Source organism: Micromonospora sp. NPDC048999, from assembly GCF_040649295.1.
GTDB lineage: Bacteria > Actinomycetota > Actinomycetes > Mycobacteriales > Micromonosporaceae > Micromonospora.
Genome location: NZ_JBEZFI010000018.1, coordinates 88,322 through 113,370, shown reverse-complemented (window position 1 = coordinate 113,370; position 25,049 = coordinate 88,322). Strand labels below are relative to the sequence as shown.

Sequence of the window (25,049 nt, the reverse complement as noted above, 5' to 3'; positions counted from 1 at the left end):
GCCCTCGCATCTCGCGACTGCGGGGCCCGGCGTGATCACTTGCCCTCCAGCTCGTACAGGGCGCGCTGGAGCGCGCGCAGGTAGTCGACGTGCCCGACCTCGAACCAGTGCCGGGTGCTGTCCTTGACCTTCCCCGAGTACCGCTCGCCGAGGCCGGCGGTCACCCGACGGCCGAACGCGGCGGCCCGGTCCGGCCGGGTGGCGCGCAGCGCCAGCAGCTGGGCGAAGAGCACGCTCTGCCAGTGCGAGATGGGGAACATGCCGGAGTCCGGCTGCACCAGGCCGACCACCGCCAGGGTGGGGTGGCCGGCGGTGAAGGCGTTCAGCCAGAGCCGGGGGCGGCCGGTCCCCTCGGCGTCGCCGAGCACCGTCCCGTCCAGGAACTCGAAGCGCGGCAGGTAGCCGGTGGCGAACACGACCAGCTCCGGGTCGATCTCCCGCCCGTCGGTCAGCACCACCGTGCGGTCGCGGAACCGGGCCACGTCCGGCACCGGGGTGATCCGCCCGTGGCCGACGTGGTAGACGAGCTGGCTGTTGGCGATCGGGTGGGTCTCGTAGACCCGGTGGTCCGGCCTGGGCAGGCCGAACCGGGTCAGGTCGCCGACGGTCAGCCGCAGCGTCCAGTGGTAGAGCCACTGCCGCACCCGCCGCGGCACCCGCAGCGCGAGCAGCCTGTCGTTGACCTGGTCGGCCGGGCGGCCGAAGACGTACTTCGGGGCGTACCAGTAGCCGCGGCGGGCCGAGTGCCAGCAGCGGGACGCCTGCTGGGCCGCCTCGACCGCGATGTCGCAGCCGGTGTTGCCGGCGCCGACCACCAGCACCCGCTTGCCGCGCAGCTGCGCCGGGTCCTTGTAGGACGAGGCGTGCAGGATCTCGCCGCGGAACTCCTCCAGCCCCTCGTAGCGGGGCAGCTTCGGCGACCAGTTGTGCCCGTTGGCGACCACCACCGCCGCGTAGCGGGAGGTGCGTTCCGGGCCGTACCCGCCGGTGCTGCGGGTGGTCACGTCCCACCGGTCCCCCTCGACCGGCTCCACCCGGACCACCTCGGTGCCGAACCAGACGTGCTGGCGCAGGTCGAAGTGGTCGGCGTAGCGCTCGAAGTAGGACAGCAGTTGGGCGTGGTGCGGGTAGTCCGGCCAGTCGTCCGGCATCGGAAAGTCGGGGAACTGGGTGAACGGCCGGGACGAGATCAGGTGGGTGCTGGCGTACACCGGGCTGCGATCGTGCCGCCAGTTCCACGCCCCGCCGACGCCGGTCTCCCGCTCGTAGCAGTCGACGCCGAAGCCGTGCTCGCGGAGGTTCTTCACGGCGGTGAGGCCGCTGGCCCCGGCGCCGATGACGCAGACGGTGTCGCCCCGGTCGGAGATCGGGCGGTCGTCCCGGGTCGGGGCGTCCGTCGGGTCCGGACCGGAGCTGCCGAGGTCGGTGGAGGAGGACACCCGCAAACTCCTTCGTGCGGCACGCGTGCCGGGTCGGTGCGATCCTGCCGAGAATGCCCGCCGTTGTCCAGCCCGGCGCTGGGGCCACCCGGGCCGGTGGCTCATTCCACGATGGGCAGCAGCAGGTCGGCCAGGATCGGGAGGTGGTCGCTGGCCCGGCGAGCCCGTGGGGTGTCCACCACGTCGTGGTCGACGACGGTGATGCGCGGGTCAACGAAGAGAGCGTCGATGCGGCGCTGCGGGTCGGCGCACGGGAAGGTGGGCCGGGCGGCCCGACCGGCGGCGACCCCGGTGTCGGTCAGTCCCTCTGCGACGGTCCGCCACGCCGGCCCGTCCGGCCCCTCGTTGAGGTCGGCGCCTGCGACCACCGGCAGCGTCGCAGCGGCCAACTCCCGCTTGAACGCGCTCGCCTGGGCCGGCCGCTCGGCGGGGTCGGTGGACAGGTGGGAACCGGCCAGCAGGAACCGGCTGCCGCCCACCCGGCACTCGGCGTACGCGGCGCCGCGCAGGTGCCGCCCGGGCGTCAGCGGGTAGCGCTGGCACCGGGTGGCGAGCACCCGCACCCGCAGGCTGGTCAACAGCAGGTTGCCCAGTGCGGGCAGGCCGCCGGCCGCCACGACGAGGCCGAACGCGTCGGCCAGCGAGGCGCACTTCTGCCGCCACCGGAACCGCCGTGGCCCCTCCTGCACGATCACCACGTCCGGCGCGGCCGCCCGGACCACCTCGGCGAGCGCCGCGGTGTCGTCCCGCTGGCCGTGGATGTTGTAGGACATCACCCGCAGCGGTACGCCCGGCGCGGCCACCTCAGACCCGCCGGGCGAGGTCGGCGGCGCCGATCACGCCCGCCGCGTTTCCCAGCTCGGCCGGGCGCACCTGCGCCACGGGGAGACGGCCGCGCGCCGCGAGCGCGTCCGTGTACGACCGCCGGGTCGGGCCCATCAGCAGGTCACCGGCCTCCACCACGCCGCCGCCGACGACCAGCACCTGCGGGTCGAGGATCTGCGCCATGTCGGCCAGGCTCGTGCCGAGCCAGCGGCCGACCTGGGCGAACGCCTCGGCGGAGACCGGGTCGCCGCCCTGCGCCGCGGCGGTCACCATCGGCCCGGTGATCGTGTCGGCCTCGCCGCCCGCCAGCTCCAGCAGGGCGGTGGCCCGGTGCGGCTCCTGCCGGGCGGCGGCGCGGGCGAAGCGGACCAGGGCGCTGCCGCTGGCGTACTGCTCGATGCAGCCCAGCCGCCCGCAGCCGCACTGGTGGCCGTCCGGGACGGTGAGCATGTGCCCCAGCTCGGCGGCGATGCCGTGGGCGCCGCGCAGCAGCTCGCCGCCGAGCACGATGCCGCCGCCGACGCCGGTGCCGATGGTGAACATGACCATCGAGTCGTCGGCGTCGCGGCCCGCGCCGTAGCGGAACTCCGCCCAGGCGGCCACGTTCGCGTCGTTCTCCACGATCACGGGCAGGCCGGTGGCGCTGCTGACGTACTGCCGCAGCGGCTCGTCGCGCCAGGCCAGGTTGGGGGCGAAGAGCACGGTGGAGCGGGCGGCGTCGATCCAGCCGGCCGCGCCGATGCCGACCGCGTCGACGGTACGGCCGGCGGCCAGCTCGGTGACCACCTCGATGATGACGTCCCGGGTCTTGGCCACGTCCTCGGCGGGGGTGTCCCGTCGGGCCTGCACGAGAACCTTGCCGGTGTCGTCCACGACACCTCCGGCCACCTTCGTGCCACCGACGTCGACTCCGATGGTCAGCGTCACCGCTGCCACTCCCCTCTGCTGTGCTGCCCGACACCGCCCGAACGGCCGTGCGCTGCCGGGAGGTCCGGTGGTCAGGCCCCGTCGCCTGGTACGTCCTCGCCCACCTCGTCGGACGCCCGCGAGGCGGGCACCACGGGCCGGCCGGCCGGCGGCCGGATCGGTGCCTGCGCGTCCGGCCCGGCGGCATCGGCGGGCGACACGACGGCACCCGCGCCGGCCGGGCCCTCCCCCTGGGTGGCGACGGACCACACGTCCTGCTCGGGTACCGGCTGAGAATCATGCCCGGTACGGGTCGCCTCGCGCCAGACGTGGTCACCCGTCGGGGTCGCTCCGGCGCCGGCCGGGGCGGTGGTGGCGGCGGGCTCGGCCGGTGCGAAGGCGCGCAGCAGGCTGGCCACGCCGGCGGCCAGATCGCCGGCGCCGGTGGCGAGCCGCTCCGCGAATTCCGGACTCGGATCACGCAACGCCGCCATCCCCCGACAGATCGGGCAGACACAGCATTCGGGCGATCCGGTGGCGAAACCGGCGCCGCCCGCCGTCGGCTGCGGCGGCACGTCACCGGGGCCGGCACCGTCCTGGTTGTGACCGAGGACACCCGCGAGAATCCCACCGAGCGGACCCCAGGGCCCCGCTCCGGGCGCGGCGGCGGCCAGCCGGGCGCTGGCCAGCAGCATGGCGACGAGGCGCTCGGCCTCCTCGCGGGCCGAGTCGGGATCAGTGGCGCCCATCAAGTCGGCTCCTCTGCAGTGGCGACCGGATCGCCGGTCGGGTCAGTGGGCCGCACCGGTAGCTTCTACCCGGCGCTTGAGCTGCTTCAACGCCGCATCCATGATCATCTTCTCGGCTTTGCGGCGAAACATGCCGAGCATGGCCACGGAGAGTTCCACCTCAAGGGTGTAGGTCACCGTGGTGGTGCCGTCCGGGTTGCCGACCAGGTCGTACGACCCGCGCTGGGACTTCTGCATCTTCGAGGACGCCGCCAGGTGCCACTCGACGCGCGAGAGGTCCTCGGCGTACTCGTAGGCCAGCACGTACTCGTCGGCCATGACGCCGGCGTCGATGGTGAACCGGACCTGGCTGGCGTAGCCGTCCTCGTACTCCTCAACCACCTCAGCGCGCCGGATCGCCTCGGCCCACTCGGGATAGCGGGGAAAGTCGCAGATGACCGCCGCCACCCGCTCCGGTGACGCGCCGATGGTGATCGACTGGGTGGAGGAGTCCGCCATGGGGGGAGGCTACCCGGCGCACGCCCCGCACGCCCCGCTCCACCCCGGGGCGTCGCCTGCGCGCGCCGTCCGGGCCGGCGGCCTCGCGCCCGCGTCCACCTCCCCGGACGGGTAGGTTTCGACAGAGCCGACCACCGCCGGTCCGGCCGGGGCGAGCCCGAGGGAGTCCAGTGCGCGAGTTCTCCGTTCCGCCGATCGTCACCGTCGGCGACGCGGCCAGCCTGACCGACCCGGTCTGGGAAAACGCCGAGGTCGCCCCGGACACCGTGCAGTTCGTCCGGCGCGTGGACGGCGAGGGCGGCGCCCCGACGGAGGTCACCTGCCGGCAGTTCCGTGACGAGGTCGTCGCGGTGGCCCGTGGCCTGGTGGCCGCCGGCATCCGCCCCGGTGACCGGGTCGGGCTGATGAGCCGCACCCGCTACGAGTGGACCCTGATCGACTACGCCATCTGGGCCGCCGGCGCGGTCACCGTACCGATCTACGAGACCTCCAGCGCCGAGCAGGCCGCCTGGATTCTCGCGGATTCCGGCGCGGTCGCCGTGGTGGTCGAGACCTCGGCGCACGCCGCCCTGGTCGCCTCGGTCCGCGACCGGCTCCCGCAGCTGGGCCGGGTCTGGCAGATCGAGCTGGGCGCGGTGGACGACCTGACCGCGACCGGCGAGTCGGTCGACCCGACCGAGATCGAGGTACGCCGCGCGGGGGTCAAGGCCGACGACATCGCCACCATCATCTACACCAGCGGCACCACCGGCCGACCCAAGGGCTGCGTGCTGACCCACCGCAACATCTACGCCGACGTCGCCAACGCCGTGCCGGTGCTGCCGAACCTGTTCCGGCAGAGCGCCTCCACCCTGCTCTTCCTCCCGCTCGCGCACGCCTTCGCCCGGCTCGTCCAGATCGGCGTGGTGCAGGCCCGGGCCACCATGGCGCACTGCGCGGACACCAAAAACCTGGTCGCCGAGCTGCAGGAGTTCAAGCCGACGTTCGTGCTCTCCGTGCCCCGGGTCTTCGAGAAGGTCTACAACGGCGCGCGGCAGAAGGCCGAGGCCGACGGGAAGGGCCGGATCTTCGACCGGGCCGAGCGGGTCGCCATCGCGTACAGCCAGGCGCTGGAGACCGCCGACGGGCCGGGCCTGGGTCTGCGTGCCCAGCGCGCGGTCTTCGACCGGCTGGTCTACCGCAAGCTGCGGGCGGTGATGGGTGGCCGGTGCCGCGACGCCATCTCCGGCGGCGCCCCGCTCGGCGCTCGGCTGGGGCACTTCTTCCGGGGCATCGGGGTGGACATCTGCGAGGGCTACGGCCTGACCGAGACCTCCCCCGCCGCCGCCGCGAACCTGCCGAGTGCCACCCGGATCGGCACGGTGGGCCGCCCGCTGCCCGGCGTGACGGTCCGGATCGAGGACGACGGCGAGATCCTGATCGCCGGTGAGCTGGTCTTCCGGGGTTACTGGGGCAACGAGGAGGCGACCGCGGAGGTGCTCACCCCGGACGGCTGGTTCCGCACCGGCGACCTGGGCCAGCTCGACGAGGACGGCTACCTGAGCATCACCGGCCGCAAGAAGGAGATCATCGTGACCGCGGGCGGCAAGAACGTCGCCCCCGCGGTGCTGGAGGACCAGGTCCGGGCCCACCCGCTGGTCAGCCAGTGCGTGGTGGTCGGCGACCGGCAGCCGTTCATCGCGGCGCTGATCACCATCGACGAGGAGGCGCTGCCGGGGTGGCTGGCCGCGCACGACCGGCCGGAGAGCACCAGCGTCGCCGAGCTGCGCGACGACGCGGCGCTGCGGGCCGAGATCCAGGGCGCGATCGACCAGGCCAACCAGTCGGTCTCGAAGGCTGAGGCGATCAAGGTGTTCCGGATCCTGCCGCGGGACTTCACCGAGGCCACCGGCGAGCTGACCCCGTCGCTCAAGGTCAAGCGGCAGGTCGTGCACGAGACGTACGCGGCGGAGATCGCGGACATCTACCGTCGCTGACTACCATCCGTCACGTGCCCGCCTCGACACCCAGCCAGCCGCAGACGCAGCCCCTCGCCGTGGCCGCTCGCGTGGTCCTCCTCGCGCTGGTCGCCGCCCTGACCCTGTTCGCCACCCGCGACGTGGCCCAGCTCTGGTGGATCGCCCTGCTGGGCCTCGCCGGGCTGCCCGCGGTGCTGGCCCCGCAGCACCGGCTGCTCGGGCCGCTCAGCCGCTTCGCCGAGGTGGTCGTGCTCGGCCTGGCCGCCAGCAAGGTCGCCGCCGACACCCACCTGACCGGGGTGACCGGCGGGGTGGGCGCCTCGGCGGTGCTGCCGTACCTCGCCGTGCCGGTCACCGTGACCGCGCTGCGTCGCCGGTTCCGCGAGGGCGCGGCGCTGCTCGCCGTGGTCGCGGCCACCCTGCTGGTCAGCGCGGCCTTCACCGAGGTCAGCGGCGGGCGGCAGCTCGGCCAGCTCGGGTACCTCACGGTCTGCGCCCAGTGGCTGATCCTGGCCGCCCTCGGCCTCTACACGGCCGGGATGCTGCAGCGGGTGATGCGGGTCCGCGGCGAGGGCAAGCCGCAGCCGTACGCGGAGGCCACCCGGCTGCTGACCCAGCTGCGCACGGTCGCCCGCCAACTGCCCGGCGCCACCCTCGACCCGGGCGGCATCTCCGAGCACCTGCTGGAGGAGCTGCGGGTGGTGGCGAAGACCGACCGGGGCGCGGTGCTGTCCGCCAGCGGCGGCGGTCGGCTGGTGGTGCTCGCCCAGGTCGGCGCGGACCGGGTGGACTGGGAGACCACGCTGGACGCGGACTCGGCGATCGCCGACGCCTGGGCCAGCCAGCAGCCGCAGACCTCGACCCGGTCACAGGCCCGCTCGCAGCATTCGGGGGAGGTCTCGGCGCTGATCGTGCCGCTGGTGGCCGGGGTGCGCACGGTCGGCCTGGTGGTCGTCGAGGCGGACACCGCGCACGCGTACCCGCCGCCGGTGGTCTCCCGGGTGACCGCGCTGACCGGCCCGGCGGCGCTGCGGTTGGAGGCCGCGCTGCTCTTCGACGAGGTCCGCTCGCTGGCCACCAACGAGGAGCGGCAGCGGCTGGCCCGGGAGATCCACGACGGGGTCGCCCAGGAGCTGGTGATGGTCGGGTACGGCATCGACAACGCGCTGGCCACCGTGCATGACGACGCCGAGGAGACCGCCGACTCGCTGCGCACCCTGCGGCATGAGGTCACGCGGGTGATCACCGAGCTACGGCTGAGCCTGTTCGAGCTGCGCAGCGAGGTGGACCGGCACGGCGGCCTGGCCGCCGCGATCGCCGAGTACGCCCGCACGGTCGGCGCGTCCGGCGGCCTGCGGGTGCACCTGTCCCTGGACGAGTCCACCGCCCGGCTGCCCGCCGCCACCGAGGCCGAGCTGCTGCGCATCGCCCAGGAGGCGGTGACCAACGCACGCAAGCACGCCGGGGCGTCGAACCTGTGGGTCACCTGCGAGGTGGACCCCCCGTACGCGCAGATCGAAGTGTCGGATGACGGTCACGGCATCGGTGACCAGCGCCCCGACGGGCACTATGGTCTTGCGATCATGGCCGAGAGGGCGGAACGTATCCGGGGCCGGCTGGAGATCAGGCCGAGACGACCCAGTGGGACGACCGTGGCGGTGGTGCTCGGCTCGTCGCCCCGGCGCGGTAAGGTGCGCGGCAGCGCAGCAGCAGAAGGGGAGTAACCCGAGGATGACCACCAGTCCGACACCGGCCACCCGCACCAAGGTTCTCCTTGTCGACGACCACGACCTGATCCGGAAGGGGCTGCGGCACGCCTTCGAGCGAGACCGCCAGTTCGAGGTCGTGGGCGAGGCCGCCACGGCCGCGGAGGGCGTACGCCAGGCCGGCGCGCTCCAGCCGGATGTAGTGATCATGGACCTGCGGCTGCCCGACGGCAGCGGCCTGGAGGCGACCCGAGCCCTCCGGAAGTCCAGCGCGTCGATGGGCATCGTGGTGCTCACCATGTACGCGGGCGACGACCAGCTCTTCGGGGCCCTGGAGGCGGGGGCGAGCGCGTTCGTGCCGAAGACCGCCCCGGCCGACGAGGTGGTGGCCGCCGCCCGGCACGCCGCCTCCTCGCCCAGTGCGTTCACCGCGGCCGACCTGGCCGAGGCGATGAAGCGCCGGCTGGCCCCGTCCGGCCCGCAGCTCTCCCCGCGGGAGGGCCAGGTGCTGCGGCTGCTCGCCGACGGCATGAGCGTCGCCGGCATCGCCAAGCAGCTGTTCGTCAGCGAGTCGACCGCCAAGACGCACATCTCGAAGCTCTACGAGAAGCTGGGCGCCGCCAACCGGGCCCAGGCGTTGATGACCGCGCTGCGACTGGGCCTGCTGGAGGCCCCGGACGCGCCCAAGTTCTGACCGCCGGTCGGCAGCTCGAGCAGAGGCCCGCGTCCGCACCCCGGACCGGGCCTCTCGGGCATTCCGGGCAACCGGTGAACGCGTACGGTGCGGGACCCATCGCGCAACGACAGCGGTCTTTGCACCACGACAGCGGGCGGGCAGAATACCCGGATGGTTCGCGCGAGTGACGACTCGCGCGCTGTCGACACAAAAGGGGCAGGGGCATGCAACGGCCGGACTGGGCACCCGACACCATCGACATCGAACGCCCCAGTGTGGCCCGCATGTACGACTACTACCTCGGCGGCTCACACAACTTCGCGGCCGACCGGGCGGCCGCCCGGGCCATGGTGGAGGCCGTGCCGGAGGCCCCGCTGATGGCCCAGGCCAACCGGGCCTTCCTCCGCCGGGCGGTGCAGTTCCTGGCCGAGTCGGGGGTGCGCCAGTTCCTCGACATCGGCTCCGGCATCCCGACCGTCGGCAACGTGCACGAGATCGCCCAGCGGGTCGACCCGGCGTGCCGGGTGGTCTACGTCGACGTCGACCCGGTCGCCGTCGCGCACAGCCGGGAGATCCTGGCCGGCAACGACGGGGCCACGGTGCTCCGGGAGGACTTCCGCCAGCCGGCGGCGATCCTCGACCATCCCGAGGTCAACCGGCTGCTGGACTTCACCCAGCCGGTCGCCGTGATGATCGTGGCGGTGCTGCACTTCATTCCCGACGCGGATCGGCCGGAGGAGGTCCTGCGTACGCTGCGGGCGGCCCTGCCCCCGGGCAGCTACCTGGTCATGTCGCAGGCCAGCGACGACGGTCGCACCGGCACCGGCGAGCGGGCGGAGGCCGAGCACGTCTACCGCCGCACCGACAGCCAACTCTTCATCCGCAGCCGGGCCGAGCTGACCACGCTCTTCGACGGTTTCGAGCTGGTCGACCCGGGCGTGGTCTGGGTGCCACAGTGGCGTCCGGAGTCGCCGGAGCAGGCGGAGAACGCCGCGCAGGCGGTCTTTCTGGGCGGCGTCGGGCGGCTCGGTGGGTGACGGCACCGCCGTGACCCGCTCCTGCCCCGACAGCTTCGCGCGGGCCTGGGCCAAGGCGGTCTCCGGGACCAGCTACCTGCCGATGACCCAGGCCCAGTTGGAGGCCCTGCTCCAGCGGCTCACCGAGCGGCTGGCCGTGGCGATCCGGGCCGAGCCGTTCGACCTGCGCGTCGGTCAGCAGGTCGGCGCCGAACTGGTGCAGGCGCACATCGCCTCCGCCGAGGGGCTGGGCCGCACCATCGAGGTGATCCAGCTCCGCCTGCTGCGTGACCTCGGCCTGGTCGCCGACGACGTCGAGGACCGGATGGCCCGGCTGCTCGCCACTGTCGCCACCGGGTACGCCCGCGCCCTGCGCGACCGTACCCTCGACGAGCAGGAGTCCATCCGGCGGGCCACGATGATGGCCCAGGCGCAGGCCGAACAGGCGTTGCGGGACAGCGAAGCCCGCTTCCGCCACCAGGCCACCCACGACCCGCTGACCGGCCTGCCCAACCGTGCGCTGTTCACCGAGCGGCTCACCGCCGCGCTCGACGAGCCCGGCCGGGGCGCCGACCGGATCGGGGTCTGCTTCCTCGACCTGGACCGCTTCAAGGTGGTCAACGACACCCTCGGCCATCAGGTCGGCGACTCGCTGCTGGTGTCAGTGGCGCAGCAGCTGCGCCGGGTCGTCGGCGAGCACCTGGTGGCCCGGCTCGGCGGGGACGAGTTCGTCATCCTGGTCGAGCGCACCGGCGGCACCGAGGACGCGGTCAAGGTCGCCGAGGCCGCCCTCAAGGCGGTGAACGAGCCGGCGCTGGTCGACGGGCACGAGCTGACCGTGTCGGCCAGCATCGGCATCGTCGAGCGGCCGGTGGCCGGCACCACGCCGGTGGAGCTGATGCGGGCCGCGGACAGCACCCTGCACTGGGCCAAGGCGGCCGGCGGGGCCCGCTGGTCGATCTTCGACGCCGACCGCAACCGCCGTGAGCTGGCCCGGTACGCCCTCTCCGCGGCCATCCCCGCCGCCCTGGACCGGGGTGAGTTCTACCTCGACTACCAGCCGTTGGCGTCGCTGCGCGACGGCCGGGTGCTCGGCATGGAGGCGCTGGTCCGCTGGCGCCACCCGGAGCTGGGCGTGCTCCGGCCGGACAGTTTCATCGGGCTGGCCGAGGAGACCGGGCTGATCGTCCGGCTGGGCAGTTGGGTGCTCGCCGAGGCCTGCCGGGAGGCCCGCACCTGGTCGACGGGGCACGACGACGCGCCGTTCGTCAGCGTCAACCTGGCCGTCCGCCAACTGCACCGGCCCGGCCTGGTGCAGGAGGTGCAGGGCGTGCTCGGGCGGACCGGGCTGCCCCCGGAGCGACTCCAGTTGGAGATCACCGAAAGCACCATGATGAGCACCGTCGAGGAGCCGGTCCGGGCCCTGGGCGTGCTCAAGGACATCGGGGTCCGGGTCGCCATCGACGACTTCGGCACCGGCTACTGCAACCTGGCGTACCTGCGGGACCTGCCGGTCACCGAGCTGAAGGTGGCCGGCGAGTTCGTGACCCGGTTGCGCGCCCCGGCAGACGACCCGGGCAGCCGTACCGACGAGCGGATCCTCGCCTCGCTGGTGTCGCTCGCCCACGCGCTCGACCTGACCGTCACCGCCGAGGGCGTGGAGACCGCCGACCAGGCCGACCGGCTGCGCGCGATCGGCTGCGACGCCGGGCAGGGCTGGCACTTCGGCCGCCCCGGGCCCGCCAGCCAGGCCCTCACCCACCCGAACTGACCCACGCACCCGGCCTGGCCCACCCGGCTTGATCAACTCCGTGTGCGGCATCTTGTGGTCAAATCCGGCAACGAGACCACCGTTTGCCGCACATGGAGTTGATCAGCGGGGCGTTGGACGGCGGCGAGGGCGGCGAGCGGGGCGGCCCGGGTCAGCCGGCGAGCAGGGCGGCCATCCGTTCGGCCTGGGCCTCCCAGCGCCACTCCTTCTCCACCCACGCGCGGCCCGCCGCGCCGAACTGGCGGGCCAGGTCCCGGTCGGCGAGCAGCGTCGCCACCCGGTCGGCGAGCTGGGCGACGTCCAGCCCCCGGACCACGTACCCCGTCTCGCCCTCGCGGACGGCGTCGGGCGCGCCGCCCGAGTCGCCGGCCACCACCGGCAGCCCGGTCGCGCTGGCCTCCAGGTAGACGATCCCCAGCCCCTCGACGTCCAATCCCCGGTTGCGAGTCCGGCAGGGCATGGCGTACACGTCGCCGGCGGCGTAGTGGGCGGGCAGCTCGGCCGACGGCACCGAGCCGGTGAAGACCACGTCCCGGTCCACCCCGGTCTGCCGGGCCAGCTTCTCCAGCGTGGCCCGGTACGGCCCCCCACCGACGATCAGCAGCGCCGCGTCCGGCACCCGACGGCGGATCTCCGGCAGGGCCCGGATCAGCATGTCCTGCCCCTTGCGCGGCACCAGGCGCGAAACGCACACCACGACCGGCCGGTCGGCCAGGCCCAGCCGCAGCCGCACCCGCTCCCCGTTCACCTCCGGGTGGTAGGTCTCCACGTCGACGCCCGGCGCGAGCCGGCGCAGCTCGGTCACCCCGTCCAGCACCCGGGCCAGCCGGCTGCGGGTGTATTCCCCCAGGTAGGTGGTGACGTCCACGCCCCGGCCGATCCGGCGCAGCGCCGCCCGCGCGCCGGGCAGCGCGGCCCAGCCAACCTCGTGCCCGTGGGTCAGCGCCACCGCCCGCCGGATGCCGGCCCGCCGGCGCAGCCCCGCCGCGAGCAGACCCAGCGGGGCCGCCGCGCCGAACCACACGGTGTCACAGTCGTACGCCCGGGCCAGCTTGGCGGCGCGACGGGCGATCAGCGGGGTGGGCAGCAGCACCTTGGTGCGTTCCCGGATCACCTCGAAGGGCTGGTCGGCATCGAACTTCGCGGCGCCCCGCCAGCTCGACGCGTATACCACCACCGAGCCGGGCGGCTGGCGCACGGCGAGATTGTGCACGAAGGACTGGATGCCCCCGGGGCGGGGCGGAAAGTCGTTGGTGATCAGCAAGGTCCGGCTCATCTGCCGATCTCCCTGGCGTAGGCGCGGGCGGCGGCCATCCGCTCGACGGTGGACGGGTGGGACGCCGACCAGAGGTACTCCCAGCGCGGCGGATCGGGGTCGGCCAGGTTGACCCCGGCCAGGCGGCGCTGCATCGCCTCGAAGGTGGCCGGGTCGCCGGTGAGCGCCAGCGCGTGCGCGTCAGCCCGGGCCTCCACCCGCCGGGACATCAGCGCCTGCGCCGGGGTAGCCACCAGACCGGCCACGGTGATCAGCGCGATGAGCAGCGGAAACGCCCGAGGCTGGGCGATCGAGTCGACCCCCGCCAGCCGCAGCAACGGCGGCCAGGAACCGACCAGATAGAGCGCCACCACCGCGGCGGCGGCGCCGAGCGCCCCGACCAGGGTGCCGACCCAGACGTCGTGGTCCTTCGCGTGCCCCAGCTCGTGGGCGACCACGCTGGTCACCTCCTCGGGGGTGGCCTCGCGCAGCAGGGTGTCGTAGACCACCACCCGCCGGGTGGGTCCCAGCCCGGAGACGTACGCGTTGACCGCGCGGGTGCGCCGGGAGGCGTCGGCGACCAGCACGTCGCGGACCGGCACCCCGTCCCGGGCGGCCATGCTCATCAGCTCGGTGCGCAGCGGGCCGGGCTCCATCGGGGTGAACCGGTTGAACACCGGCTCCACCAGCACCGGCAGCACGAACGACAGCAGCACCACCAGCCCGGCGGCGCCGGCCGCGCCGAACGCCCACCACCAGCGGGGGGCGAGCCGGACCACCGAGTAGAAGGCGAGCAGGACCAGCGCGCCGATGACCGCGGTGACCGCGTACGACTTGACCAGGTCCACCGCCCAGCCGCCCCAACCCTGGGTGCTCAACCCGTAGCGGGCCAGCACGGTGTGTCGCCAGGCGGAGAAGGGCAGGGTGAGCAGGTCGACGAGGAGCATCACGGCCAGCCCGCCGAGCACCGCCTGGGCGGCCCAGTGCCCGCCGAACGGGCGGCCGGCCAGCTCCACCAGGCGGCTGCCGAGCGGGCTCAGCCCGAGCGCGAGTGCGATCAGCAGGCCGACGGCCAGCGACGCGTACCCGCCGGGACGCAGCGCGGCCTGGAACGCCCGGCCCCGGGCCACCTGGTCGACCGGCAGGGCCCGCAGCGCGGCGAGCTGGTCGGCCCGGGGCGCCGGCGGCCGGCCCCACGGGATCAGCAACGCCCCGGCGACGACCAGCGCGACGGCCAGCCCGGCCAGCGTGAGCACGGCCCAGCCCCGCGGACTCACCCTCGTGCCCCGTCGTCGCGCCCTGCCCACGTCATGCCGCCGCTCCTCCCGCCGTGAGCGCTCATCCTAAGTTCCGGCGCGGGCCGCCGGATCGGTGCCCGCGCCCGAACATCGCGCATCAGGAGCGGGACAGCCGGCGCAGCAGCGAGTCGGCGCCGAGCGGGTACGCGCCGTGTCGGCGTACGCCTTCGGCGACCTCACGATCGGAGGAGACCACCACGACCGTCCGGCCCGACGGCTCGGCGCGGACCAGCCGGCGGATCAACTCGTCCGCGGTCTCCCCCTTGCGGCTGAAGAGCACCCGCACCCCACGCGGCGTGGGCGGCAGCCCGTGGATCCGCTCGGCGCCGTCGAAGACGACGGTGATCTCGTCGCCGGTCTGCGCGGCGATCCCGCCCAGCCCGCTGATCAGCCGTTTGCGCTGCTGCTCCAGCGACATCTCGCCGAAGCCACGCTTGGTGACGTTGTAGCCGTCGACCACCAGGTGCGCCTTGGGGAGGGCGAGCAACTGGTCCAGCCGGGCCGGGTCGTCGGTGTCGCGGGCGCGGGCGGCCGCGCCGGCCGGGGTGGCCGCCGACTGGTCGGCGAAGGCGTCGGCGACGAAGTCGGCGGGCAGCTTCTCCACCGGGTCGAGCGCCAGCTCGCGGCGCAGCCCGACCGCCGCCTGGCCGATGGTCTCCAGCAGCAGCCACAGCCGCGCGTCGTCGACCGAGCGGGCCTCCTTGGCGGCGGCCCGCGCCATTCCCGCGGTCGACTCCGCCTCGGCCAGCCGGGCCCGAACGCGGCGCAGCTCGGCGTCCGCGTCGGCCGTCGCCCGGGCAACCCGGCCCCGCTCGGTGGACAGCAGCTCGGTGGCCTTGCGCTCCCGGGCCTGGGTCTCCCGCAGCGTACGGGTGAGCTGCCGGCCCTCCTCGCGAAGCTGGCCCAGCTCCTCCCGCACCCGGGCGAGCTCGTCGCGCAGCTTCTCCGCCTCGACCCGGGCCACCGCCCGGTCGTGCTCGGCCCGGGTGGCCCGCTGCTCGGCCTCCCGGACCAGCTCGGCCACCACCGCGGTCTCCGCCTCCGCGCGCACCGCGGCGCCGCTGGCCTCGATCAGCTCCCGCCAGCCTCGCGGCCGGGTCAGGTACGCCAGGGCGGCCACCTCGACCGGGTCGGCGGCGGCCGGGGCGGTCCCCGCCACGACGGCCGCGCCCAGGTCACCGGCGTCGGCCAGCACCCGCGCGGTGATCCGCTGCCGGAACAGCGGGTCGGCGGTGAGCTGGGCGGCGATGGCCGGGGCACCCAGCCGGGCGCGCCGGTTGGGGGCGAACTTGGCGACCCGGCGCAGCGGGACGGGCACCTCGTCGACGGGCAGCCCGGGCAGCACGGCGGCGGTGAGCGCCACGATCCGCTGCCGGACCGGCTCGGGCAGGACCGGCTCGGGCTCGGGCGCAGCCGACCCGCCGGCGGCGATCGGCGCGCCGGCAGCGTCCGGGTCCGGCTGGCTCTCACCGGCGTCGTGCACGGCGGCCACCGGCTCCTCCTCGGGGAGGTGGTCGTCGTACGGCTCGGGGAGCGGCATGTGGCAAGTCTCCCACCGCAGACGGGCCCACCGCCCGGTGAGTGAGCCGATCTCTCATCCTAAGCCCGTGATAACGGCTGGGACAGGTGGTACGGGAGTGTCGGACCCGGCCGTTAACGTGCCGCGGGTGACGCGAGGGGTGTACGTCCAGGAGGCGCTGGCCGGTCTGGACCGGGCGGCGGGCACGGGGGTCGACCCCGCGCTGCCGCTCTACGCGACCACCTTCGTGGTGGTCGACCTGGAGACCACCGGCGGCGCGCCGGACGGCGGCGGGATCACCGAGATCGGCGCGGTGAAGGTGCGCGGCGGCGAGGAGCTGGGCGTGCTCGCCACCCTGGTCAACCCGGGCGAGCCGATCCCGCCGTTCATCACCGTGCTGACCGGCATCAGCCAGGCCATGCTGATCCCCGCCCCGCCGATCGAGCAGGTGCTGCCGAGCTTCCTGGAGTTCATCGCCGACGCCGTGCTGGTCGCCCACAACGCCCCGTACGACGTGGGCTTCCTCAAGGCCGCCTGCGCGAAACACGGCTACCGCTGGCCCAACCCGCGGGTGCTGGACACCGCGGCGCTGGCCCGCCGGGTGCTCACCCGCGACGAGGTGCCCAACCGCAAGCTGAGCACCCTGGCCGCCTACTTCCGCACCGCCACCCAGCCCACCCACCGGGCGTTGGACGACGCGAAGGCCACCGTCGACGTGCTGCACGGGCTGATCGGCCGGCTCGGCGGGCACCGGGTGGACACCGTCGGCGAGGCGATCGAGTTCGCCCGGGCGGTCACCCCCACCCAGCGCCGCAAGCGGCACCTCGCCGACGGGCTGCCAAAGGTGCCCGGTGTCTACATCTTCCGGGCGGCCGACGATCGGCCGCTCTACGTCGGCACCTCCGGCGACATCGCCACCCGGGTCCGCAGCTACTTCACCGCTGGCGAGAAGCGGGCCCGGATCTCCGAGATGCTGGCCGCCGCCGAGCGGGTCGAGGCCGTCGAGTGCGCCCACTCGCTGGAGGCGGAGGTCCGCGAGCTGCGGCTGATCGCCGCGCACGCGCCGCCGTACAACCGGCGCTCCAAGTATCCGGAACGCCAGGTCTGGCTGAAGCTCACCGCCGAGGCGTACCCCCGGTTGTCGATCGTGCGCGACCTGGCCCCGACCGACACCTCCTACCTCGGCCCGTTCCGCTCCCGGCAGGCCGCCGAGCTGGCCGCCGCCGGCTTCCACGACGCGGTGCCGCTGCGCCAGTGCACGCACCGGCTCTCCCGGCGCACCACCATGCCGGCCTGCGCGCTGGCCGAGCTGGGTCGCTGCCCGGCGCCCTGCGAGCACCGGATCACCCCCGAGGAGTACGACCACCGCGCCGCCGCCCCGTTCCGCACCGCCACCACCGACGACCCGAAGGTGGTGGTGGACGCCCTGCTCGCCCGGATCGAGGGGCTCTCCCACGCGCAGCGCTACGAGGAGGCCGCGGCGGTGCGGGGCCGGCTGGCCGCGGTGCTGCGCGCGACGGTCCGGATGCAGCGTCTGGTCGCGCTGACCCGCATCGAGGAGCTGGCCGCCGCCCGCCCGCACGCCCGCGGTGGCTGGGAGCTGGCCCTGGTCCGGCACGGCCGGCTGGCCGGCGCCGGCGTCTCCCCACCCGGCGTCCATCCACGGCCGACGTTGAACGCGATCCGGGCCACCGCCGAGACCGTGCTGCCCGGTCACGGCCCGGTCCCGGCGGCCTCCGCCGAGGAGACCGAGCGCATCCTGTCGTGGTTGGAGCGACCGGAGACCCGATTGCTGGAGACCTCCTCCGGTTGGGCGTCACCGGCCACCGGCGCGGGCCGGTTCCGGGCCCTGCTGAGCAAGGCCGAAAACGGGAGTTCCCCCCAAGTCTCAGCCGAACGCCCATGACCAAGTGCCCGATCGGACTACGTCGACTCCTTTAGTCTGTTAAGAGAGTGCAGTCCTGCCCGTTTCGCGGGCCTGCTCCCGGTCGTCCGACGCGGCGGCCCGGGGCCGGGGTGAGGAGGTGTCCCAGGTGGACGTCGACGCCGGACACGGCGCCGCTCTGGGCGGTGCCCTGCCCACCCAGCCCGGCGACCTGCCGCTGACCCGCCGGCTGCGCTCTTTGCTCACCTGGCCCACCACCGACACCGACCCGGTCAGCGCGCTGGCCCGCGCCCACCGCGGCAGCCACGCCAACGCCGACGCCTCCGTGCTGCGGCGGGCGTACACGATCGCCGAGAACATGCACCGCGGCCAGTTCCGCAAGAGTGGCGAGCCGTACATCACCCACCCCCTCGCCGTCGCCCAGATCTGCGCGGACCTCGGCATGGACACCACCACCCTGGTCGCAGCGCTGCTGCACGACACCGTGGAGGACACCCGCTACACCCTGCAGGCGCTCCAGGAGGACTTCGGCCGCGAGGTGGCCCACCTGGTCGACGGGGTGACCAAGTTCGACAAGGCGTTCTACGGCAAGGCGGCCGAGGCGGAGACCAACCGCAAGATGATCGTCGCGGCCGGCAAGGACGTCCGGGTGCTGATCATCAAGCTGGCCGACCGACTGCACAACATGCGCACCCTCGGCGTACGCTCCGCCGCCTCCCGGGAGCGGATCGCGCGCAAGACCGAGGAGGTGCTCGTCCCGCTCTGCGACCGACTGGGCATCCAGACCCTCAAACGCGATCTGGACGACGTGGTGCTGCTGCACCTGCACCCCGAGGAGCACGCCCGGATCGCCCGGCACGTGCACGACCGGCCCGGGTGGGACGCCTACCTCGCCGGTGTGGTGGCCAAGGCCAGGGTGGCGCTGCGCCGCAGCCGGGTCGACGCCGAGGTCTCCCCCCGGCCTCGGCACCTCTACTCGATCTGGAAGGACACCGTGGCGGGCGGCCACGCCACGCCGTTCGACCTGCCCCGCATCGCGATCGTGGTGGACGGCCCCGCCACCGACTGCTACGCCGCGCTCGGGGCGGTGCACGGGCTGTGGCGGCCGGTGCCGGGCCGCTTCAAGGACTTCATCGCCTCCCCCAAGAACAACCTCTACCGGTCGCTGCACACCAGCGTCTGCGGGCCGCAGAACCGCACGGTGGAGGTGCTCATCCGCACCCAGGAGATGCACCGGTCCGCCGAGTACGGCATCGCCGCCCACTACCGCTTCCCGCGCGCCGCCGGGCGGGCCGCCGACCGGGCGGACGAGCTGGCCTGGCTGCGCCGGGTGCTCGACTGGGAGCAGGAGACGGTCGACCCGACCCAGTTCATGGCATCGCTGCGCTGCGACCTGGCGGAGGCGCAGATCCAGGTGGTCGCCGACGGGCGGCAGATCCTCCTCCCGGCCGGCGCGACCCCGGTCGATCTGGCGTACGAGCTGGGCACCGAGCGGGGCGACCACTGCCTCGCCGCCCGGATCAACGGGCGACTGGCGCCGCTCTCCTCCGAACTGGAGGAGGGCGACGTGGTGGAGATCTTCACCGAGAGCGACGCGGAGAGCGGCTTCGAGGCCGCCGTCGCGCCGCGCGGGCCGCGTCGGGAGTGGCTGGGCTTCGTCAAGTCGCCGCACGCCCAGATGCAGATCAACCGCTGGTTCGCCGAGCACACCGAGCCGGGCATCTCGATCGCCGACAAGGTACGCCTCGGCCGGGCCACCATCGGCCTCGCACTGCGCAAGCACAGCCGGGGCCTGGCCAGCGACCTGCCCCTGCTGCGGCTCTCCGAGGAACTGGGCTACCCCGACCTGGAGACCCTGCTGGTGGCGGTCTTCGACCGGGCCGTCGAGCCGGACGCGGTGGTCCGCCAACTGATCGACCTTGTCGATCACCGGAAGTAGGAAGGCCATCCGTCCGACCGATCGATCAAAGCACTAGCCTGAAGGCATGCTCCCCCGCGCGCGTGCCACCGGACGGGCCCTCGGCTATCAGCTCTTCTACCGCCTGCCCGTCCCGCTGCGACGCCGGCTGGTCCGCCTGACCGTGCCGAAGTACATCGTCGGCGCGGTCACCCTGGTCCGGGACACCGAGGACGCGGGGCGGATCCTGCTGCTGCGCCAGCCGCCCGGCTACAGCTGGTCCCTGCCGGCCGGGCTGCTGCAACGCGGCGAGGCGCCGGTGGTCGGCGCGGCCCGCGAGCTGCACGAGGAGTCCGGCATCCGGCTCTCCCCCGACCGGCTCCGGCCGGCCGTGCCCAACGCGCTGGTGCACGACAAGGGCTGGGTGGACGTGGTCTTCGAGACCGAGGTGCCGGCCTCGACCACCGAGCTGACCGTGGACGGCGCCGAGGTCTTCGAGGCGGCCTGGCACCCGCTGGACGACCTGCCCCGACTGAGCCGGGCCACCGCCAACCTGCTCGGTCACTACGGCATCGGCCCGCGTACCGGCGAGGTGCCGCGAGCGGTGCCACCGGCCACGTGACCGGGCCGCGTACCGGCCCCACCGGCCCGTCGGCCGGTGCCGGTCCCGCCAGGTGCCCGACCGACCCCGCCGGGCGCCCGACCGACGCGGCCGGTGCCGGCTGGCGGACCGCGGTGGACGTCTGCGCGGTGGTGCTCGCCGCGGGCGAGGGCACTCGGCTGCGGCCGCTCACCGAGCGGCTGCCCAAGGCACTCTGCCCGGTGGGCAACGTGCCGCTGCTGGACCGGGCCCTGGACCGGTTGGCCGGGCTCGGTCTGGCCGGTCCGGAGCGCGTCGCGGTGAACGCCTGCTACCTGGGCGACCTGGTGGTGGCGCACGTCGGGGCCCGGGCCCACCGGTCGGTCGAGCCGGGCGACCCGCTCGGCACCGCGGGCGGGCTGGGCAACCTGCGGGACTGGGTCGCCGGGCGGGGCGTGCTGGTCGGCAACGCCGACGCGTACCTGGCCGATCCGGAGGCCCCGCCCGGGCCGGACGTCGCGGCGCTGCTGAACGGCTGGGACGGGTGGACCGTACGCCTGCTCGGCCAGCCGGCCGACGACCCGGCGGCCCCGGGGACCTTCAGCGGCCACCGGTTCGTCGGGTTCTCGCTGCTGCCCTGGCGGCTGGTCCGGGGCCTACCGGCGGCCTTCGGCGACCTCGTCGCTGCGGTGTGGCGGCCGGCGGAGGCGGCCGGTGCGCTGGAGGTGGTGCCCTACCGGGGCGCCTTCTACGACACCGGCACCCCGGTCGACTACCTGGCGGCAAACCTGCACGTGGCCGGCGACGACAGCCTTGTCGCCCCGTCCGCCACGGTCTCCGGCCGGGTGCACCGGGCGGTGATCGGCCCGGGGGCGACCGTCCGGGGCGAGGTCGTCCGCGCCGTGGTCTGGCCCGGCGCGACCGTCCGGGCGGACGAGCGGCTCGCCGATGCGATCCGCGCCGGGGGCGGACTGACCGTCCCGGCCGCCGGATCGGCGGAGCCGGGGACGGGGTGACCCGACGAGCGCCTAGCATGGGCGACGACGTCGACGAACGGAGAAATGTCCCGTGATCACCGCGATCGTGCTGATCGACTGCGCCACCGACTCCATCCCCGAGGTGGCAGAAACCCTGGCCAACCTGCCCGGCGTCAGCGAGGTCTACTCGGTGGCCGGTCACGTCGACCTGATCGCGATGGTCCGGGTCCGCGAGTTCGAGCAGATCGCCCAGGTCATCGCGGGCCACATCTCCAAGGTCCCCGGCGTGATCAACACCGAGTCGCACATCGCGTTCCGGGCGTACTCGCAGCACGACCTGGAGGAGGCGTTCGCGATCGGGCTGGCCAGCGCCGACTGACCCCCGTACGCGTGGTGGCCGGCCCACCCCCAGCGGGGGCGGACCGGCCACCATCAGTCGTACGGGTCAGCTCTGGCTCGGTGCCGGGGTCTCGGTGGTGCCCGGAGCCGGCGTCTCGGTGGTGCCCGGAGCCGGGGTCTCGGTGCCGCCCGGAGCCGGGGATTCGGTGCCGCCCGGAGCCGGCGTCGAGGTGCCGCCCGGGCCGGGCGTGCCGCTGCTGGCGCTGGCCTGCGGGACCGGGACGCCGAGGGTCTGGGCCAGCGACTCCAACGCGTCGAGGTGCGCCTGGAGCACCGGCAGCGCGTCCTGGGCCAGCGTGATCACCGACTGTTCGGAGCCCTGCGAGATCTCGGTCTGGGTGGCCTGGATGGCCTGGACGACGGCCGCCAGCTCGGCGGTCACCCACGCCTTGTCGAACTCGGCCCCGCTGAGGCCGTTCAGCTGATCGATGACCTTCTGCTGGTCCGCGGTCGGGCTGTTCGGCAGCTGGACGTTCAGCTGCGACGCGGTGGACTTCACCGAGTCGTCCAGCTGGGTGTGGTCCGTCACGAACTGCTTGCCCAGGTCCTTGACCTCGGTGTTCTGGCCCTTCTGCTGGGCCAGGTTGCCCATGGTGATCTGGGCCAGGTTGACCTGATGCAGCGCCTGCAGGTACTGGGTGTCCTGCGTCGACGGCTGCGCCGCGGCCTGCGCCGCCGCGGCGGGCGCCACCCCGACCACCACCATGGCGGCCAGGAGTCCGAGGCGTTTGATACCCAACATCTGTCCCCCCCTTTTTCGTTGGACCGCACGGATACCCGGCTGACCGGGGTTATTCCTGCGAATCCACCCGTCCGGGGTCGGGGGGTGGCGGGGCAGCGGAGCGGAAGCACGGGGCACGCGGCGGGCGGGACGGGACGGACGGCGTGGAAACGGCCGTGGCGCCCGCCGGAAAACCGGCGGACGCCACGATCAGTGCTGCTGGGGCAGGTCAGCGACGGCTCTCGCCGCTGCCGATCTCCTCGCGTTCCGGCCGGGGCTCGACCGGCGGGTGTCCCGGCGAGACCGGCGCCTCGGCCGGCTTCTCGATCGGGTAGAAGAAGCCCCGGACCGCCGGGCCGAGGGCACCGAGCCGGTTCATCTTCTTCGGTACGACCCAGCCGACGTAGTCCAGGCCGGCGTGCTCCTCGTGGCCCTCGGCCGCGCTGAGCGGCTGGTGCACCTCGACGAACCGGCCGTCCGGCAGCCGCTTGATGATGCCGGTCTCCACGCCGTGGGCCAGCACCTCCCGGTCGTGCTGCTGCAGACCGAGGCAGATGCGGTAGGTGACGTAGTAGGCCAGCGGCGGCAGGACCAGCAGGCCGACCCGGCCCGCCCAGGTCATCGCGTTCAAACTGATGTGGAACTTGTCGGCGATGACGTCGTTGCCGCCGGAGAGGGTCAGCACGATGAAGAACGCCAGCGCCATCATGCCCAGCGCGGTCCGGGCCGGAACGTCCCGGGGCCGCTGGAGCAGGTTGTGGTGGCGGTTGTCCTTCAGGCGGCGGGCCTCCAGGAACGGGTACAGCGTCGACAGACCCACCAGCACGCCGGGGAGCACGACCGTCGGCCAGAACAGCGGCGGGATGACGTACCCGTTGCCGATCGGGATGAAGATCTCCCAGCCGGGCATGAGGCGGGTCGAGCCGTCGAGGAACATGACGTACCAGTCGGGCTGGCTGGCCGCGGAGACCACCCAGGCCTCGTACGGGCCGAAGTACCAGATCGGGTTGATCTGGAACAGGCCACCCATCAGCGCGATCACGCCGAAGACGACCATGAAGAAGCCGCCCTGCTTGATCGCGTAGCGCGGGAACATCCGCTCGCCGACCACGTTCTCGTTGGTCCGGCCGGGGCCGGGCCACTGGGTGTGCTTCTGCTTGAAGACCAGGCCCAGGTGGGCGCTGATCAGTGCCACCAGCAGACCCGGGATGAGCAGCACGTGGGCGATGAAGAACCGGCTGATGATGATGGTGCCCGGGAACTCCCCGCCGAAGACGGCCGTGGTGACCCACGAGCCGATCACCGGGATCGACAGCATGATGCCGGAGGCGATCCGCAGACCGGTGCCGGACAGGCCGTCGTCCGGCAGCGAGTAGCCGGTGAAGCCGGCCAGGAAGCCCACCCAGAACAGCAGCGAGCCGATGATCCAGTTGGTCTCGCGCGGCTTGCGGAACGCGCCGGTGAAGAACACCCGCAGCATGTGCACCACGATGGCGGCCATGAACAGCAGGGCCGACCAGTGGTGCATCTGCCGCATGATCAGACCACCCCGGACATCGAACGAGAGGTCCAGGCTGGATTCGTACGCGGCCGACATCGGGGTGCCCCGCAGCGGGGCGTAGCTGCCGTTGTAGGTGACCTCGGCCATCGACGGGTTGAACCAGAAGGTCAGGTAGACACCGGTCAGCAACAGCACGATGAACGAGAAGAGCGCGATCTCGCCGAGCAGGAAGGACCAGTGGTCGGGGAAGACCTTGTTCAGCAGCTTACGCAGCGGAGTGGCCGCCTGGAAGCGGTCGTCCAGGGCCCCGGCGGTCTTGCCCGGCAGCGCTGCTGCGTCAAACTTTCGGCGCTTCATGGCCGCTCCCAGAAGTCGGGACCGATGGTTTCGGTGTAGTCGGACTTCGCCACGAAGAAGCCTTCCTCGTCCACCTCGATCGGCAACTGCGGCAGCCGCCGGTTCGCCGGGCCGAAGACCGGCTCAGCGTTGCGGGTGATGAGGAACTGCGACTGGTGGCAGGGGCAGAGCAGTCGGTTGGTCTGCTGCTCGTAGAGGCTCGCCGGGCAGCCGGCATGCGTGCAGATCTTGGAGAACGCCGCGAAGTTGCCCCACATGTAGTCGCCGTGGTCGATGCTGGCGTTGGCGGCACGCGACTTCTGCGCGTCCTCGTCGCGGAGGTGGATCAGCAGGGTCGGTGAGTCGGCGTACCGGTTGCTGACGCCGCCGTCGACGCCCGGGAACACGGTGAGCTGACCACCCACGCTGACATCGGCCGGGCGGATCGGCCGGCCGTCCTCGCGGATCAGCCGAATCTTCTTGCCGCCCTCGGCCGGCTTGAACCCGGTGGTGAAATACTGGTTGTTCGTGTGCGGGTTCTTGATCAGGCCACCGATCAGCGGCGTCACGGCCACCACGCCGACCGGCGCGAGCCCGGCGAGCAACGAGATGCCGAGCAGCGGCCGGCGCCGGACGCCCATCTCGTCGGCCATGTAGAGCATCGTCTCGCCGGTGATCCGGCGGTCCTCCGAGGAGCTCGGCTGGTCGTGCCGGTCCTGGATCGAGACCTCCTTGGGCAGCAGCTTCTTGCCCCAGGTGAGGATGCCGAAGCCGATGCCGAGCAGCGCGATGCCGAGGGTCACGCCGAGCAGCGGGGTGAAGTACTTGTCGCCGCCGCGGCCCGCCTCCCACCGCCACGGCCACAGGATGTAGACGAGCATGAACGCGGTGCCGGCCACGCCGGTCAACAGGAACATCGTGGCGACCGTACGGGTCAGCCGGCGCTCCGCCTTGCTGCCCGGGACCACCTGCGGCTCGTAGTGGACGATCTCGATGTCGTCCCGCCGCAAGCCCTCCTTGAGGACGTCGAACCGGGAGAGCCCGGGGTCGTTCACGTCGAGCGGCTCCCGACCCTGCGGGGCCTGGTGCAGGGTGCTCATGCCGTCACCTCGCTACGGGCAGCGCCGGGGGTCGACG

Annotated in this window: 21 protein-coding genes; 10 read left to right on the top strand and 11 right to left on the bottom strand. The window is 73.4% G+C overall.

The window, feature by feature from the left end; all coding sequences use genetic code 11:
- Positions 1 to 35: 35 nt before the first annotated feature.
- The 5 genes from AB0C02_RS20010 to AB0C02_RS19990 all read right to left on the bottom strand — a co-directional run bounded on the left by AB0C02_RS20010 (position 36) and on the right by AB0C02_RS19990 (position 4,417).
- Positions 36 to 1,439 (bottom strand): NAD(P)-binding domain-containing protein, encoded by a 1,404-nt coding sequence (locus tag AB0C02_RS20010; RefSeq protein ID WP_357549853.1) that lies wholly within the window; start codon positions 1,437 to 1,439, stop codon positions 36 to 38.
- A gap of 101 nt (positions 1,440 to 1,540) precedes the next feature.
- Positions 1,541 to 2,212 (bottom strand): endonuclease/exonuclease/phosphatase family protein, encoded by a 672-nt coding sequence (locus AB0C02_RS20005; RefSeq protein ID WP_357549852.1) that lies wholly within the window; start codon positions 2,210 to 2,212, stop codon positions 1,541 to 1,543.
- A 31-nt stretch (positions 2,213 to 2,243) separates the two neighbouring features.
- A complete protein-coding gene (locus tag AB0C02_RS20000; protein ID WP_357549851.1) occupies positions 2,244 to 3,200 on the bottom strand; it encodes an ROK family glucokinase in 957 nt (318 codons plus the stop codon).
- A 62-nt stretch (positions 3,201 to 3,262) separates the two neighbouring features.
- Positions 3,263 to 3,919 (bottom strand): hypothetical protein, encoded by a 657-nt coding sequence (locus AB0C02_RS19995; RefSeq protein WP_357549850.1) that lies wholly within the window; start codon positions 3,917 to 3,919, stop codon positions 3,263 to 3,265.
- A 42-nt stretch (positions 3,920 to 3,961) separates the two neighbouring features.
- Positions 3,962 to 4,417: an SRPBCC family protein gene (locus AB0C02_RS19990; protein ID WP_357549849.1), complete on the bottom strand. Its 456-nt coding sequence runs from the start codon at positions 4,415 to 4,417 to the stop codon at positions 3,962 to 3,964.
- A gap of 170 nt (positions 4,418 to 4,587) precedes the next feature.
- Here AB0C02_RS19990 and AB0C02_RS19985 point away from each other — a divergent pair, with 170 nt between their 5' ends.
- The 5 genes from AB0C02_RS19985 (at position 4,588) to AB0C02_RS19965 (ending at position 11,544) form a co-directional block, all read left to right on the top strand.
- Positions 4,588 to 6,393, top strand: coding sequence for an AMP-dependent synthetase/ligase (locus AB0C02_RS19985; protein WP_357549848.1), 1,806 nt, complete (start codon positions 4,588 to 4,590; stop codon positions 6,391 to 6,393).
- Between the two features lie 14 nt (positions 6,394 to 6,407).
- On the top strand, positions 6,408 to 8,099 hold the full coding sequence (locus AB0C02_RS19980) for a GAF domain-containing sensor histidine kinase (protein ID WP_357549847.1): 1,692 nt from the start codon (positions 6,408 to 6,410) through the stop codon (positions 8,097 to 8,099).
- 7 nt (positions 8,100 to 8,106) lie between these two features.
- Positions 8,107 to 8,775, top strand: a complete 669-nt coding sequence (locus AB0C02_RS19975) for a response regulator transcription factor (protein WP_007072219.1) — start codon at positions 8,107 to 8,109, stop codon at positions 8,773 to 8,775.
- A 206-nt stretch (positions 8,776 to 8,981) separates the two neighbouring features.
- The gene (locus AB0C02_RS19970; RefSeq protein WP_357549846.1) at positions 8,982 to 9,794 is read left to right on the top strand and encodes an SAM-dependent methyltransferase; all 813 of its coding nucleotides are present in this window, start codon (positions 8,982 to 8,984) and stop codon (positions 9,792 to 9,794) included.
- A gap of 82 nt (positions 9,795 to 9,876) precedes the next feature.
- Positions 9,877 to 11,544 carry a bifunctional diguanylate cyclase/phosphodiesterase gene (locus AB0C02_RS19965; protein WP_357549871.1) on the top strand — a complete coding sequence of 556 codons (1,668 nt, stop codon included), beginning with the start codon at positions 9,877 to 9,879 and terminating at the stop codon, positions 11,542 to 11,544.
- A gap of 151 nt (positions 11,545 to 11,695) precedes the next feature.
- Here AB0C02_RS19965 and AB0C02_RS19960 read toward each other — a convergent pair whose 3' ends face one another.
- The 3 genes from AB0C02_RS19960 to AB0C02_RS19950 form a co-directional block, all read right to left on the bottom strand.
- Positions 11,696 to 12,820 (bottom strand): glycosyltransferase family 4 protein, encoded by a 1,125-nt coding sequence (locus AB0C02_RS19960; RefSeq protein WP_357549845.1) that lies wholly within the window; start codon positions 12,818 to 12,820, stop codon positions 11,696 to 11,698.
- A complete protein-coding gene (locus AB0C02_RS19955) occupies positions 12,817 to 14,076 on the bottom strand; it encodes a M48 family metallopeptidase (RefSeq protein WP_357549844.1) in 1,260 nt (419 codons plus the stop codon). The genes AB0C02_RS19960 and AB0C02_RS19955 overlap by 4 nt, the downstream gene beginning before the upstream one ends.
- Positions 14,077 to 14,194: 118 nt before the next feature.
- Positions 14,195 to 15,637: an NYN domain-containing protein gene (locus AB0C02_RS19950; RefSeq protein ID WP_357549843.1), complete on the bottom strand. Its 1,443-nt coding sequence runs from the start codon at positions 15,635 to 15,637 to the stop codon at positions 14,195 to 14,197.
- A gap of 127 nt (positions 15,638 to 15,764) precedes the next feature.
- Here AB0C02_RS19950 and AB0C02_RS19945 point away from each other — a divergent pair, with 127 nt between their 5' ends.
- The 5 genes from AB0C02_RS19945 (at position 15,765) to AB0C02_RS19925 (ending at position 21,334) form a co-directional block, all read left to right on the top strand.
- On the top strand, positions 15,765 to 17,522 hold the full coding sequence (locus tag AB0C02_RS19945; protein ID WP_357549842.1) for a DEDD exonuclease domain-containing protein: 1,758 nt from the start codon (positions 15,765 to 15,767) through the stop codon (positions 17,520 to 17,522).
- Positions 17,523 to 17,649: 127 nt separating this feature from the next.
- Positions 17,650 to 19,440, top strand: a complete 1,791-nt coding sequence (locus tag AB0C02_RS19940) for an HD domain-containing protein (protein ID WP_357549870.1) — start codon at positions 17,650 to 17,652, stop codon at positions 19,438 to 19,440.
- 46 nt (positions 19,441 to 19,486) lie between these two features.
- Positions 19,487 to 20,020, top strand: coding sequence for an NUDIX domain-containing protein (locus tag AB0C02_RS19935; protein ID WP_357549841.1), 534 nt, complete (start codon positions 19,487 to 19,489; stop codon positions 20,018 to 20,020).
- A gap of 113 nt (positions 20,021 to 20,133) precedes the next feature.
- The gene (locus tag AB0C02_RS19930) at positions 20,134 to 20,994 is read left to right on the top strand and encodes a sugar phosphate nucleotidyltransferase (RefSeq protein WP_357549869.1); all 861 of its coding nucleotides are present in this window, start codon (positions 20,134 to 20,136) and stop codon (positions 20,992 to 20,994) included.
- A gap of 52 nt (positions 20,995 to 21,046) precedes the next feature.
- Positions 21,047 to 21,334 carry an Lrp/AsnC ligand binding domain-containing protein gene (locus AB0C02_RS19925; RefSeq protein WP_357549840.1) on the top strand — a complete coding sequence of 96 codons (288 nt, stop codon included), beginning with the start codon at positions 21,047 to 21,049 and terminating at the stop codon, positions 21,332 to 21,334.
- Positions 21,335 to 21,400: 66 nt separating this feature from the next.
- On the opposite strand, the gene AB0C02_RS19920 is transcribed toward AB0C02_RS19925, so the two are convergent.
- The 3 genes from AB0C02_RS19920 to AB0C02_RS19910 all read right to left on the bottom strand — a co-directional run bounded on the left by AB0C02_RS19920 (position 21,401) and on the right by AB0C02_RS19910 (position 25,012).
- Positions 21,401 to 22,096, bottom strand: a complete 696-nt coding sequence (locus tag AB0C02_RS19920) for a DUF4142 domain-containing protein (RefSeq protein ID WP_357549839.1) — start codon at positions 22,094 to 22,096, stop codon at positions 21,401 to 21,403.
- Positions 22,097 to 22,304: 208 nt separating this feature from the next.
- Entirely contained in the window at positions 22,305 to 23,933 is a 1,629-nt protein-coding gene (locus AB0C02_RS19915; protein ID WP_357549838.1) for a cytochrome b N-terminal domain-containing protein, read from the bottom strand.
- On the bottom strand, positions 23,930 to 25,012 hold the full coding sequence (locus tag AB0C02_RS19910) for a Rieske 2Fe-2S domain-containing protein (protein ID WP_357549837.1): 1,083 nt from the start codon (positions 25,010 to 25,012) through the stop codon (positions 23,930 to 23,932). The genes AB0C02_RS19915 and AB0C02_RS19910 overlap by 4 nt, the downstream gene beginning before the upstream one ends.
- Positions 25,013 to 25,049: the final 37 nt, after the last annotated feature.